The sequence below is a fragment of the Flavobacteriales bacterium TMED191 genome (assembly GCA_002171975.2).
In the GTDB taxonomy this organism is placed as follows: Bacteria; Bacteroidota; Bacteroidia; order Flavobacteriales; family TMED113.
This window is the reverse complement of the sequence record NHIO02000013.1, coordinates 1-13774: the sequence shown is the minus strand read 5'-3', so window position 1 is coordinate 13774 and position 13774 is coordinate 1. Positions and strand designations below refer to the sequence as shown.

General features: G+C 29.0%; 15 protein-coding genes and 2 tRNA genes. 11 read left to right on the top strand and 6 right to left on the bottom strand.

Annotated elements, in window-relative coordinates; genetic code table 11:
• Positions 1–1116: hypothetical protein (locus CBD51_000910; GenBank protein RPG60503.1), on the bottom strand; the 1116-nt coding region annotated here is incomplete at its 3' end.
• A gap of 50 nt (positions 1117–1166) precedes the next feature.
• Here CBD51_000910 and CBD51_000905 point away from each other — a divergent pair.
• Positions 1167–1958, top strand: coding sequence for a DUF2797 domain-containing protein (locus CBD51_000905; protein ID RPG60502.1), 792 nt, complete (start codon positions 1167–1169; stop codon positions 1956–1958).
• Here CBD51_000905 and CBD51_000900 read toward each other — a convergent pair.
• The gene (locus CBD51_000900; protein RPG60507.1) at positions 1950–2618 is read right to left on the bottom strand and encodes a VUT family protein; all 669 of its coding nucleotides are present in this window, start codon (positions 2616–2618) and stop codon (positions 1950–1952) included. The genes CBD51_000905 and CBD51_000900 overlap by 9 nt on opposite strands.
• A 3-nt stretch (positions 2619–2621) precedes the next feature.
• Entirely contained in the window at positions 2622–4376 is a 1755-nt protein-coding gene (gene sppA / locus CBD51_000895) for a signal peptide peptidase SppA (protein ID RPG60501.1), read from the bottom strand.
• 44 nt (positions 4377–4420) lie between these two features.
• On the opposite strand from sppA, the gene folK reads away from it, so the two are divergent.
• A complete protein-coding gene (folK, locus tag CBD51_000890; GenBank protein ID RPG60500.1) occupies positions 4421–4915 on the top strand; it encodes a 2-amino-4-hydroxy-6-hydroxymethyldihydropteridine diphosphokinase in 495 nt (164 codons plus the stop codon).
• A gap of 78 nt (positions 4916–4993) precedes the next feature.
• Positions 4994–6313, top strand: coding sequence for an OmpA family protein (locus CBD51_000885; GenBank protein RPG60499.1), 1320 nt, complete (start codon positions 4994–4996; stop codon positions 6311–6313).
• 54 nt (positions 6314–6367) lie between these two features.
• Here the strand turns inward: CBD51_000885 and CBD51_000880 are convergent, their stop codons facing one another.
• Positions 6368–6838 carry a TrmH family RNA methyltransferase gene (locus tag CBD51_000880; GenBank protein ID RPG60498.1) on the bottom strand — a complete coding sequence of 157 codons (471 nt, stop codon included), beginning with the start codon at positions 6836–6838 and terminating at the stop codon, positions 6368–6370.
• Positions 6839–6920: 82 nt separating this feature from the next.
• Here CBD51_000880 and mutS point away from each other — a divergent pair, with 82 nt between their 5' ends.
• The 4 genes from mutS to rocF all read left to right on the top strand — a co-directional run bounded on the left by mutS (position 6921) and on the right by rocF (position 10839).
• Positions 6921–9479 carry a DNA mismatch repair protein MutS gene (gene mutS, locus CBD51_000875; protein RPG60506.1) on the top strand — a complete coding sequence of 853 codons (2559 nt, stop codon included), beginning with the start codon at positions 6921–6923 and terminating at the stop codon, positions 9477–9479.
• A 61-nt stretch (positions 9480–9540) separates the two neighbouring features.
• A tRNA-Gly gene (locus tag CBD51_000870) sits at positions 9541–9612 on the top strand.
• Between the two features lie 11 nt (positions 9613–9623).
• Positions 9624–9712: transfer RNA gene (locus CBD51_000865), tRNA-Leu, on the top strand.
• Between the two features lie 191 nt (positions 9713–9903).
• Positions 9904–10839: an arginase gene (rocF, locus tag CBD51_000860; protein RPG60497.1), complete on the top strand. Its 936-nt coding sequence runs from the start codon at positions 9904–9906 to the stop codon at positions 10837–10839.
• Between the two features lie 94 nt (positions 10840–10933).
• Here the strand turns inward: rocF and CBD51_000855 are convergent, their stop codons facing one another.
• A complete protein-coding gene (locus CBD51_000855) occupies positions 10934–11101 on the bottom strand; it encodes a Lacal_2735 family protein (GenBank protein RPG60496.1) in 168 nt (55 codons plus the stop codon).
• Positions 11102–11112: 11 nt separating this feature from the next.
• Positions 11113–11991 carry a MerR family transcriptional regulator gene (locus CBD51_000850; protein RPG60495.1) on the bottom strand — a complete coding sequence of 293 codons (879 nt, stop codon included), beginning with the start codon at positions 11989–11991 and terminating at the stop codon, positions 11113–11115.
• 188 nt (positions 11992–12179) lie between these two features.
• Here CBD51_000850 and CBD51_000845 point away from each other — a divergent pair, with 188 nt between their 5' ends.
• The 4 genes from CBD51_000845 to CBD51_000830 form a co-directional block, all read left to right on the top strand.
• Positions 12180–12503 (top strand): hypothetical protein, encoded by a 324-nt coding sequence (locus tag CBD51_000845; protein ID RPG60505.1) that lies wholly within the window; start codon positions 12180–12182, stop codon positions 12501–12503.
• Positions 12503–13123: a flavin oxidoreductase gene (locus CBD51_000840; GenBank protein RPG60504.1), complete on the top strand. Its 621-nt coding sequence runs from the start codon at positions 12503–12505 to the stop codon at positions 13121–13123. Before CBD51_000845 ends, CBD51_000840 begins: the two co-directional genes overlap by 1 nt.
• Positions 13101–13559: a hypothetical protein gene (locus CBD51_000835; protein RPG60494.1), complete on the top strand. Its 459-nt coding sequence runs from the start codon at positions 13101–13103 to the stop codon at positions 13557–13559. The genes CBD51_000840 and CBD51_000835 overlap by 23 nt, the downstream gene beginning before the upstream one ends.
• Positions 13556–13774 (top strand): hypothetical protein (locus tag CBD51_000830; GenBank protein RPG60493.1); only part of this gene is annotated, 219 nt, incomplete at its 3' end. The genes CBD51_000835 and CBD51_000830, both read left to right, overlap by 4 nt.

Below are 13774 nucleotides of genomic sequence, written 5' to 3'. Positions count from 1 at the left end.
GCCGAAAGCATTTATAAAACTATGTAACCTTCCAGTAATTTTAATTTTATATGGATCCAAGGATGTAAATTTTATGGTGTCTCCTATTTTATATCTCCATAATCCACCATTGGTTGATAAGATTAATGCATAAGAGATATTTAGTTTTACATCTTGCAGAGAAATAGTCTCTTCTGGAATCTCTCCCCCTTTTATTATAGGCATAAACTCGTAGAAAATACCGTGATTTATTAGTAGCAACATATCAGACTTAGTAAGTTCATTTTGTATTCCGAAAAATCCCTCTGATGCATTATATGTTTCTAGATAGTTAATTTTTTTTTGAAAAAAATTATTAAAGGTAGTCTTGTAATTATTAAAATCAACTCCACCATGCATGTATAATTCTAAATTAGGCCAAATCTCAGATAAATTTTGTTGCTTATTTATTGAAAGTAGTTTATTGATTATAATAATTGTCCAAGATGGCACTCCAGACAGACTGGTAACATTTGCATTTTGACACTCCAAAATAATCTTATCTATTTTACTGTCCCAATCATCTAATAACGCATTTTTTAATGACGGTAATCTTTTTAATTGTACCCATATGGGAAGGTTTTTTATAAGAATGGCTGATAAATCTCCTGTGGAGTAATTGTTTAAAACGTTTATACTAGTACTTCCGCCAACCATTAAACTTTTCCCTTTTAGTATGTTGGATTTTGGGTTTTTTTCTAAATAAAGTGCCAGCATATCCTTTCCTGCTTTATAATGATTGTTATAAAGCGATTGATTAGTAACCGGAATATACTTACTCCTGTTTTGAGTTGTACCAGAGGATTTAGCAAACCATCGTATATTTCCTGGCCATAAAATATTTTTTTTATTTGTTTGAGTTAATTTAATATAATGAAGTATGTCCTCATAAGATTTTATTGGAATTAAATTTCTGTAATCACTATAGTTGAGTATTTTTTTAAAGCAATGATCTTTGCCAAACTTTGTATTTTTTGCATATTTTATGTTGAATTTTAATATATTATTTTGACTCTCGATTGGGTTTTGAATATGTTGATCAATTGATTTAATTCTCTTTTTGATTGTTGTTGCTATTATATTATTAATTATATTCATTATTAAATACGTTTAACTATTGCGAATATATAAATATCAATTTTATTTTTATGTATAGAGGGGAAATTGCAAAAATGCAAGTAACTTATGCAGATCCAATTCAATATAATTTTATTATTAATAATGAGCAGGTAGCATTAAATGAACTGATTGGAAGTAGTGTTAAAATAAACTGGTCTGGCAAGGTTGTTTGTAGTTGTGGTAAAATAATGCCAAAGTTTTATAGACAAAATTTTTGTTATAAATGTTTTTGGAGTTCTCCATTAGCTTCACAAAGTATTTTTAAACCTGAGTTATGTAAAGCTGATTTAGGAATTGAAGAAAGAGACCTTGAGTGGGAAAAAAAATTTCAGATTGCTCCTCACTATGTTTATTTATCTAATTCAAGTGGTTTAAAGGTTGGGATTACCAGAAAGGGACAAAAGTTAACTCGATGGATTGATCAAGGAGCTAGTCAAGCAATTTTACTTGCGGAAGTTCCAAATAGAAGACTTTCAGGTTTGATTGAGGTTGAGTTGAAAAAGAGTATTGCCGATAAAACAAATTGGCGTAAAATGTTATCAGGTGTTCCTGATTTATTAAACATGCTAGATGAGAAATTTCGTTGTACATCATTAATTTCTTCAGAAATGAAAAAGTATCTTTCAAAAGATAATACTGTAACTAGTATACACTACCCTGTGAATGTCTATCCACAAAAAATTAAATCTCTTTCATTGCAAAAGACGGCACTTATAGAAGGAGTCATAGAAGGTATAAAAGGGCAGTATATCCTATTAGATAACAATAGAGTATTCAATGTTCGTTCTCATCAGGGTTTTATTATAAATTTTCTATTCTAATGATTCGTCTATTTTTAGATTGAATTTTTTCCGTAAAATAAAAACACAAAGATATATAATAGGTGTATCAATTATAGCAATAAAGATTTTAAACAAAAATCCTTGAATAAAAAGGGTATCAAATTTTGTCCATTCAATTGCTCCACCACTACACAATAAAAATAAAATTAAAAATGTATCAAGTAATTGAGACAGTATTGTAGAGAAGTTGTTTCGAAGCCACAAGTGTCTTCCTTTCGTAATTTTTTTCCAAAAATGATATATCCTTATGTCAATCAGTTGAGCACACAAATATGCGAACATTGAAGCACCTACAGCTAATATAGTATTTCCAAAAACCAAATTAAATATTTGATTATTTACTGGAGACCAATCAGTAGCAGGGAGGGAATTTGCTATCAATATAATCGATAAACAAAAAATACTTGCAAAAATGCCAGTAACAACCATTTGATTAGCCTTTTGTTTTCCAAAAATTTCTGAAACCACATCAGTTACCAAAAATGTAACAGGATAGAATATAATACCCACTGATAGTTCAAAATTAAGACCTAGAATTGATAAGTGAAAGAATTTTTGAAAAATTAGATTAGAAACAACTAGAGATGTAATAAATAAACTAATGAATATTAAATAGACTTTATTTGCACTTTTATTCATCATCTATTCTAAATTATATTCTGTTATTAATAATGCTTGAATACCTTGCATTTTTAAGTATTTATTTCGTAACTCATTTAAATATAATTCTTCTTTTTTTATATCACTAAAATGAAAGACATAAAAGGTTTCAATATTTTCTAAAAACGATTCTAGTCCATTTTGATTTCTTGGCAACTCAATTGTTTTAAAATCATTTAGATTAGCAAGTTGACTGGCAATATTTATAGCGTCCTTCAATCCTCCAAGTGAATCAACTAGTCCATTTCTTATGCTACTAAGACCTGTCCATACCCTTCCTTGCCCAATCTTATCAACTTCTAAAGTTGACATATTTCTCCCATCCGAAACATGTTGAATAAAGTCTTGATATGTGTTTTTAACCGATCTTTGAATAAGGTCTTTTTCTTTTTTAGATAAACTTCTATGAATCTCACCCAGATTGGCAAATGAATTAGTTTTTACATTGTCATAACTCAATTTGATTTTTTTTGTAAGCAACTCCTCTGCAGTAAAAAACAAGCCAAATACTCCAATAGAACCAGTAATTGTAGTAGGTGATGCTAATATTTTATCAGCAGCACATGATATATAATAACCTCCTGAAGCAGCAACATTACCCATCGACACAACTAGGGGTTTATCCTTTTTAGATAATTTAATCTGACTAAGTATCTCGTCTGATATTAATGCAGATCCACCTGGTGAGTTAACTCTTAATACAATTGCTTTAACTTCATCATCTTCAAAAGCTTTCTTTATTGTTTTTGTATAACCCACATGGATATTTTCAGTGTCACCATCAATACCACCTTCTGCATAAATAATAGCTATTTTATTTTTTGATTTATTTTTTTTGTTTTTTAATCGATCAATAGATAAAAATTCTAAATCTTCAGTATTCTCGTTGATTTTATTTGCAATAAATTGTTTGAAATGATCTGGATAAATCAGACTATCAATTAAACCTAATTCAACGTTGGCTTTTGCTGGCATGGTCATAGTCATACTGTCTGCAATGTCATTTAATACAGCCTTGGTTAGATTTCTGTTTTCCGAAATATCGAAAGTCATTGTAGACCAAACATCTTCTAATAATGTTTTAGTTTGTAATCTATTTTCGGGACTCATTTTATCCTCCATAAATGGTTCTACTGCAGCTTTAAACTTTCCATGTCGAATTACCTCTGGTTTTATGCCGATTTCTTCAAGTGTGTTTTTAAAGAAAGGGGTTGTTGAACTTAGTCCTCGTAAAGTAACCATTCCTTTAGGATACATAAATACCGAATCAGATACTGAAGCAATATAATAAGCACTTTGACTATATATTGTAGAGTAAGCATAAATAAACTTATCAGTTTGTTTAAATTCTTCTAATGCATCTCTTATTTCTTTTGATGAAGCAGAGCCTGGTGAAATGTAATTATCCATATCCAATACAATTCCTTTAATATTTTTATCATTGGCAGCAATATCAATTGCGTTTAATAATTTATACAAATGGATACTTTTGTTGGGTCCCAGAGTATTTATCGGATTGAAATTTTTAAAAGGATTATTGTTGGGTTTGTCATAAATCGGCGTATCAAACTGAATTTTCAAGATGCTATTAGGCTCTAATTTATTGTCAGAATTAAAGATAGTAGATATGAGTGTTGAGAAAATTAAAAGTATAAAAATTGCAGATATAAGTATAGCAAATCCAGTAATAAATCCTAATGCTGAGGATAGTATGTTTTGCAAAAATGTTTTAGACATAAAATCAAATTTAAATTTACATTTGTAAATGTAATAATAATTTTATGAAGCATAATTGTTATATATCAATAGGTAGTAATATTGGTAATCGAGTTTTGAATATTGATAATTCTATTATGCATTTATCACATTTTTCAAAAATTATTAAATCTTCATCTTACTATGAAACCTCACCATGGGGTTATATTGATAAGAGAGATTATATTAATATTATACTGCAAATTCAGACATCTCTAACCCCTCATTTGTTGTTAAAAAAAATAAAGTTAATTGAATCAAAAATGGGTAGAAAAAAAAGTAACTTATCAAATTATAGCGCACGAATTATTGATTTAGATATAATTTTTTATGATAATATTATTTTGAGCGATATTAATTTAATAATACCTCATCCTAAACTCTATAATAGAAAATTTGTTTTAGTTCCACTTTGTGAATTAAGTCCAAATATTAAATGTCCATTTAGAAAAGAAACAGTCGAAGATATATTATTAAATTCGGATGATAATAGTAACATATCATTGTTTAAAAAGTGCTAAATTAAATTTAGTATATAGTATGAAAGTATTTTTATATGCCATACATTTGTATTGTACAAAAAAACAAATTAAAATATTATGTTAAAAATTAAAAATTTCTTGACTGTTTTAATACTATGTGCTTCTTTAAGTTACGGACAGTCACAATTTAATGATTTAAATATTGGTGCTTCATTCGGTTTAGCTTCTGAAATGGGTGATGTTAATAGTGAAGGTTTTAATCCTGTTTTAGGTTTAAATATTTCTAAACATATTAGTAGTCAGGTTTCATTATCTACAAAAATGATGTTGGGTTCATTAGAAGGTGGTAAAAGTATGGATGCATTTGATGTCAATTTTATGGGTGTTTATGCTAATTTAGCATATCATATTATTCAATTTGATGAATTAGCTCTATATGTAGAGGGAGGTTTAGGCCTATTGGGTTTTAGTGGTGATCAAAATTCTAATGATTATTCACAAGGATTGTTTTCTGGCGAAAGTTTTATTGTAAATCGTGCGATCGGATTTAAATATCCTTTTTCGAATGCAATTAATGGATTATTCAATTTTTCTATTATTAATCCTTTATCTGGGAATGGTCTAGATAATGTTTCAGAAAATGTAAACGGATTTAGCTCGGTTAAAATTGGACTTTCGTATGGCTTTGGGAGAGAAGATTCGAAACACTCAGAATGGGCAAATCCTATCGATGTTATGTCCAGCAAATTAAATGAAGTTGAAGAAAAGATGTCTAGTTTAAGTATCGACACTGATGGTGATGGAGTAGCAGATAAATTTGATAAAGAAAATGACACACCTAGTGGAGTCTCTGTTGATGGTAGTGGTAAGTCATTAGATGTAGATTCTGACGGAGTTGCGGATTATAAGGATATTGACCCCTTTACAGCGCCAGGTGTTTCAGTAGATGTAAATGGTTTAGAATTAGATAACGATAAAGACGGTGTGCCAAATAGTCAAGACCAAGAGCCAAACTCTCCTGAGGGATGCACAGTAAATTTTAAAGGTGTACAAATTGTTGGAAAAGGCGCATTTTTACCGACAGTATACTTTGATGTGTCATCCTCAAAGTTAGATTATGGTAATTATCAAAGATTAGCTACTGTAGCTAGTGTTTTAAAAGCAAATCCCTCATATAAATTAAGAGTAATTGGTTTTGCTGATTCTGTAGGGGCTAGTGATGCTAATTATAAACTAGGATTAAAGAGAGCAAATGCTGTAATTGAAATTCTTATTAATACCTTTTCTATTGACTTAAATAGGTTGATAGCAGATTCTCAAGGTGAAAATAATTTACTAGCAAATGAACAAAAGAAATTGAACCTTAGAGATGGTTTACGTTCCAATGTTGATGGTACACGTTTCTTAAACAGGCGGGTAGAGTTTATTATTGAATAAGTATTATCCTAATTATTAATTTAATAGTAGGCCCTTTTTCAAAAGAATCAGGGCCTATTTGTTTTTTAAAGCCCAAAGTATAATGCCAGCCACAACAGAGACATTCATGGATGTTTTTTCTCCATGTTGTGTAATTTCAATATGTTGGTTTACCTCTTTTAAAATTTCTGGAGAAATTCCTTTTACTTCATTTCCTAGAATTAAGGCAATCTTGTCTTTTTGGATTGTAGTATTATTTAAAGGTGAGCTTGATTGAGTTTGTTCAATAGCTATTATATGATATCCTTTATTTACCAATTGTTGAATTGCAATTTTTGTAGATGAGAAGTATTGCCATGTTACAGTTTTTGTTGAACCTAGAGCAGTCTTGCGAATTTCTTTATTTGGCGGAGTGGCACAAATTCCGCATAAAAAGATTGATTTCACACCAAAAGCGTCTGAGGATCTAAATATTGAACCTATATTATGCATGCTCCTTATATTATCTAATACAAGTACAATTTCTATATTAAGTTTTTTTGACATATATTAATTATATAATTATAAAATTAAAAATTAATTTTTAAATATTTTGAGTAAGAATAAGGTTAAAAAGGAAACACCATTAATGCTGCAATACTTGTCAATAAAAAAAAAGTATCCAGATTCATTATTACTATTTAGAGTAGGTGACTTTTATGAGACTTTTGGTGAAGATGCAATTAAATCTGCAAAGATTCTAAATATAATATTAACAAAAAGAGCAAATGGTAGCTCTAATGTAGAATTAGCTGGCTTCCCTCATCACTCTCTAAATACATATCTTCCTAAACTTGTAAAGGCAGGTCAACGCGTTGCAATATGTGAACAGTTAGAGGACCCGAAAAAAACAAAAAAAATTGTTAAACGTGGTGTTACCGAATTAATTACCCCAGGAGTGTCTTTGAACGACGAAGTTTTAGATACAACCAAAAATAATTTTTTAGCATCTGTTGTTTTCGGAGATAAAATGGGAGTATCATTTTTAGATATTTCTACAGGTGAATTTTTAATAGCTGAGGGAGACTATAATCATATGAAGAAATTGATTAATAATTTTTCGCCTAGTGAAATACTGTATTCTAAGTCTGAAAGAAATATGATAAATGATAAAATTCCGGGAGAATTTTATTTTTACCCAGTTGATGATTGGATTTTTGATAAGCAATTTGCATTTGATCAAATTGTTAGTCACTTTAAAATTAATTCATTAAAAGGATTTGGTATTGATAATCATAACGAGGGTGTGATTGCAGCTGGTAGTATTCTTTATTACTTAAATCAAAATAAGCAAAGTAAATTAAATCATATTATTAATTTGAAAAGACTTGATAAAAATTCTTTTGTTTGGTTGGATAATTTTACAATTAAAAATTTAGAGTTATTACCTTCTTCAGACAATCAAGGTACAAATTTAATTAATGTAATAGATAAGACTTGTACACCTATGGGTGCTAGAATGATTAGACATTGGGTGTTATTTCCTCTTAAGGATATGCTTAAAATTAATAATCGTTTAAATTTCGTTGATTTTTTTAGTAGAAATAATAAAATACTTGAGGAATCTATTAGGTTGTTATCTGAAATTGGAGATTTAGAGAGAATGTTGTCTAAAATATCTACTTTGCGAATCTCGCCAAGAGAATTAAATAAATTTAAAGAGTCTCTTATCTACTGTAATGCTTTAAATGAATTATTATTAAAAAATAAAAATTTCTCTCCTCTCAAGGACTTGTTTTCTATTTATAACCCTTCTCATGATATAATTGAAAGAATAGACGATCAGTTAGATGCAAATGCACCTGTGCAACTGGTTAAAGGAGGTGTTATGAGTTCAGGTGTTTCGGAAGAACTAGACTCATATCGAAAACTCGCTTTATCATCTGAAAAGGTTTTAGATCAAATTAAAAATAGAGAGATTGATAATACAGGCATATCATCGCTCAAAATTGCATATAATAATGTTTTTGGATACTACTTAGAAGTTAGAAATACTCACAAAGATAAGGTTCCAGATAACTGGATTAGAAAGCAAACTTTAGTGAGCGCGGAAAGGTATATTACAGAAGAGCTGAAAGATTTAGAATTCAAAATTATAAATGCTAAATCTAAAATACAAGAATTAGAATCAGATTTGTATTATGATTTGGTAAACTCAATCAGTTCTTCAATTTCACAAATTCAAAAAAATGCTTTTTTAATTGCTCAGATTGATTGTTTATCTTGTTTTAGTGTTGTTTCCAGTAATAATAATTATTCTAAGCCATTAGTAGATGATAGTTTTAGGATTGAAATTAAAAATGGTCGACACCCTGTTATTGAATCTGTTTTTGAAAGTGCACAAGAATATATTCCTAATGATATCTTTTTAGATGATAAAAAACAACAAATTATTATGATTACGGGGCCTAATATGTCTGGAAAATCAGCTATTTTGAGACAAACTGCACTAATTGTGTTAATGGCGCAAATAGGTTGTTTTGTTCCAGCAGAATATGCTCAAATAGGATTGGTTGATAAGATTTTCACTAGAGTAGGTGCATCAGATAATATTTCACAGGGAGAGTCTACATTTATGGTGGAGATGAATGAAACAGCAAGTATTTTAAATAATTTATCTAATAGAAGTTTGATTTTGCTTGATGAAATTGGACGTGGCACAAGCACTTTTGATGGCGTTTCAATTGCTTGGGCCATAGCTGAATACTTGCATCAATCTAGTTTTCGTTCAAAAACTTTATTTGCTACACATTATCATGAGTTAAATAAAATGTCGGAACAATTTAGCAGAATAAAAAACTTTAACGTATCAGTTAAAGAAATTGATAATGAAATAGTGTTTTTAAGAAAATTGAAAAGTGGTGGAGTAGAACATAGCTTCGGAATCCATGTGGCACGAATGGCAGGAATGCCTAAAAGCTTATTGCAAAGAGCAAAAGAAATCTTAATTTCTTTGGAGTCATCAAGAACTTCTTCACATATTAGTACAAAAAAAGATCAGTATCAATTAAGTTTTATTCAACTAGATGATCCCATAATTGATGAAATCAAAATGGAGCTTTCAAATATTGACATTGATAATTTGACACCTGTTGAAGCCTTAATGAAGTTACATGAAATTAAAAGAAAAATTGGCATAGTTAAATGATTTGGTCATAAAATTTCTCATTCTATTAAAAAAAAGTCATTATATTTGCCTTCGCGAATTAGCGAGTGTAGCTCAGGGGTAGAGCATCACCTTGCCAAGGTGAGGGTCGAGGGTTCAAATCCCTTCACTCGCTCATTTTTTCTTGCCCAGGTGGTGGAATTGGTAGACACGCGGGACTTAAAATCCCGTGGGCAGTAATGTCCGTGCGGGTTCAAGTCCCGCCCTGGGTACGAAGAAATGGATTGAACTTTTTTATTCTGTTAAATCCTATTTTACTAGATATTTTTTATCCACTGAGCCATCATCATATATATGTAACATGAAGCCATCATAGGATTTTCTAGCATTTGTCTATAGATATTAAACTCATTGATTAAATTGTGGTTTGATTTATTATTTTAGCTACATTAAATACTCAATTTTCATGAAAAATATAAAAATAATTAGTGTTATGTCTGAATTAGGAGCCGGAACGAGAGGTTCAAGTTTGGCATTTTCTGCTATCATAACTGCATCTTTAAAATTAAAAAGTGATTTTTTCAATAAATACCCTGTAGAGGAAATTGAAAATGAAAATCATTATTTACTTCATTATGATACAAATTCTTTTGCAAAAAACATCGATGGAATAATAAAAATTTATTCAAGACTTGCTAGTAAGATAAAATCTGTTTTTGTCAATAATAATTTTCCAGTTGTAATTTCTGGAGATCATTCCTCAGCTGGTGGAACTATTGCTGGTATAAAAGCTTCTTATCCAAATAAAAAACTTGGTGTTATATGGATTGATGCACATGCCGACTTACATTCTCCTTTAACAACACCTTCCGGAAATATGCATGGAATGCCATTGTCTATCTCATTAAATGATGATAATTCACAATCAAAGATTAATATTGTTGATGACGATATACTTAAAAAGTGGAAAATTTTAACTGGAAAAGAAAAAAAAATACTTCCTGAAAATTTGATTTTTTTCGGTGTTCGAGACACAGAAAAGCAAGAAGATGAAATGATGAGTCGCTTAAATTTGAGAAACTATTCAATCGAAGAAATTAGAAGGAGAGGAATTCAAAAATGTGTTTTTGAATCACTTGAAACATTGAAAGGTTGTGAACTATTATATATATCATTTGATGTAGATTGTTTAGATTCTTCTATATCGGAAGGAACGGGAACTCCTGTGTCCAATGGTTTTACAATTTCAGAAGTAAAAAAAATATTAACATATCTTTTTATGAATGAAAAGATATGTTGTTTTGAAATTACTGAAGTAAATCCAACCTTAGATAATAAAGGAAATAAAATGGCAGAAACTGCTTTCAAGATTTTAGAAAAAACAATTTCAAAAATAAGTTGACTTATATCTATATGTTTGATATATTTTAATTGTGTTATAAATTAATGATAGCTGGAGAAGTAAAAGAAATTTGTTAAAAACTTTATTAATTGCATTAATCTTCAAGCTTTTCTAATTTTGTGAGAATATCATTAGCTTCTTTTTCTAATCTATCACTTTCTTGTCTATTTATTTTGGAGGCTTTAAAAGCAAGCTCTTTTTTTTTGCGATATAAATCTTCCAGTTTTTCTTTTTCTGTTTTTCTTTTAAATAGTCCAAACATTTTAATCGATTTTATTTTTTAATTATTGTTAAGAATTCATTGATGCTTGAAATAAACGATGTTTTAGTTTTTTTCATAATTTTTAAATCTATATTTTGATTGCAAACTAAATATTTTTTGACTTTTTTAAATTCAGTGTTTATATATTCAATGGTATTTACGATATTTTTTTTTGAAAAATTTGAAACAGAAAAGAATAAAATATTATCAATAGTTTTTTTATTCGAAATATGATTTAATGATTCTAAGGGTACATTAGAGCCAAGATAGATGACTTCATATCCGTTTTGAATTAATAAAAGTTTTGAAAATATTAATCCAATTTCATGATGTTCATTTGGTGGTAAGAATAATAGCCAATTTTTATTTTTTGAAATTTCTTGTGTTTTTTGGTCAATAGCGGATAAGATTTTTTGTTTCATTAGTTCAGATAAAAAATGCTCTTGACCTGGATTGATTTGGTTTGTTAACCAAAATAACCCAATTTTTGAAAATGTTAATAAAATGACATTTTGATAAAATTTAATAAGCCCAAATTTTTCGACACCTTTTTTGTAGGTCTTTTCAAATTGTCCAACATCATAATTTAGTGCAGATTCAATAAAATTATTTACAAAATAATCAGATGCTTTGTTTATATCATTAGTTATTGTGGTTTCGTCTAATAATTTTCTTAAATCTGAGTATTTTTTTTTAGCTAAAAAGGATATTTTGTAACCCTTGTCGGTAAGTGTTTTTATATTCAAGGCTTGTATAAGTAGCTCATCAGAATACATTCGTATATTAGTATCAGTTCGGGATGCCTTAAATAGTCCATATCTATTTTCCCAAGTTCTTAAAACTAATTTATTAATACTAGTAATTTTTGAAAACTGATCAATATTGTACATAACTACCTACAAAAATAAATCTTTTTTTTTTTTTGAATAGGTTTTTAAAAAAAAGATTATACATTTGTTGTATAGCTTTTTTAAAAATAAGTTATACAAATTTAAATTTTGTTTCCATTTACTCTTATTATTTGAGGTAATCTTGTTAAAAAAATTACTAGAGTGGAGCCTAAAAAAACTCATGTTTTATGAAAAATTATATTTTTAAGTTGTTAATCTGCTATGCATTTAGTTTCTTGGGTCAGCAAGAAGGTCCAGTTCTACCTGATAAATTAGTTGCTCCACAAGATGTTGTGGAACAGTTTATTAAAAAAAGATCTTATACATGGATCGATGGCCAATGGAAAATTGATGGTGGTAAATATGTATGGATTGATGGTCATTGGGTACCAAAGAGGATTGGTTATCAATACATAAATGGAAAATGGATTAAAATGGATAATGGATGGGCTTGGTTGGATGGATATTGGGAGTCAATTTCAATCAAAAAATGGAAAACTTTATATTCTTGATGTATTTAAAAAAAGAAAATATTAGCAATCTAAAAAGAATAGATAGATTAAAATTAATTAATTCCATCTGCGGGATTAGAGGAGTACATTTAATTGGAACAGTATCCAAAGAAAGTATTATGAACTTAGCTATATTCAGCTCTGTTACACATCTTGGAAGTAACCCTTCATTATTGGGTTTTATTAGCAGACCTTCAGATCAGGTTAAACGAGATACATTAAATAATATCTTATCAACTGGTTATTATACAATTAATAGTATTCATGAAGATATGATTGATCGTGCACATCAGACATCTGGCAAGTTTCCTTCATCAATTTCTGAATTTGATGAGTGTGGTTTTCATCCGCAAAATATTGATAATTTCCTTGCTCCCTTTGTTAAGTCAAGCAGTGTTCAAATTGGCATGAAATTTATTGATTCAATACCCATTAAATATAATAATACATGCCTTGTTATTGGTGAAATAGAACTTATTCATTGCAAGGACGAATCTCTTCAAGATAACTTTAAGGATGGAGTTGGAGTTGTTGGTTTAAATTCATATTATACGAGTAGTAAAGTAAAGGACTTAGAATATTTTAGAGTAAATAAAAATGATACATCAACTAAAAACTGAACAATTTTTAAAAGCCGACCTTGAAAAGGTATGGAGTTTTGTTTCTTCACCAAGAAACCTTAAGCTTATTACTCCTCCTTACATGGGTTTTAATATAACCTCTACTGATTTGCCAGAGAAAATGTATGCAGGTATGATAATAACATATAAGGTTTCTCCGATTCTATCTATACCCACAACATGGGTTACAGAAATAACTCATGTCTCTGAAAAAAAATTTTTCATTGATGAACAAAGAGTAGGTCCATACACAATGTGGCATCACCAACATTTTTTTAAAGAACATAAGAATGGAGTACTTATGAATGATATTATAACTTATAAAGCCCCGTTTGGTCCACTAGGTGTAATCGCTAATTCTTTATTTATACGAAAAAAACTCGAGAGTATTTTCAATTATAGATATAAAACTTTAAATCAAATTTTTAACTCATGACAAAATTATTATCACATCTTATTTTTTTATGTAGTAGCATTGTTTTTTCACAATCCTTTTACGATCTATCAATTGAAGGTATTGACGGCGATTTGATTTCTTTTTCGGAATTTAAAGGTAAAAATGTATTAATTGTGAATGTTGCATCTAAATGCGGTTACACATCTCAGTATGAAGACTTACAACAATTAAGCGAAGATTTTGATAATCTTGTT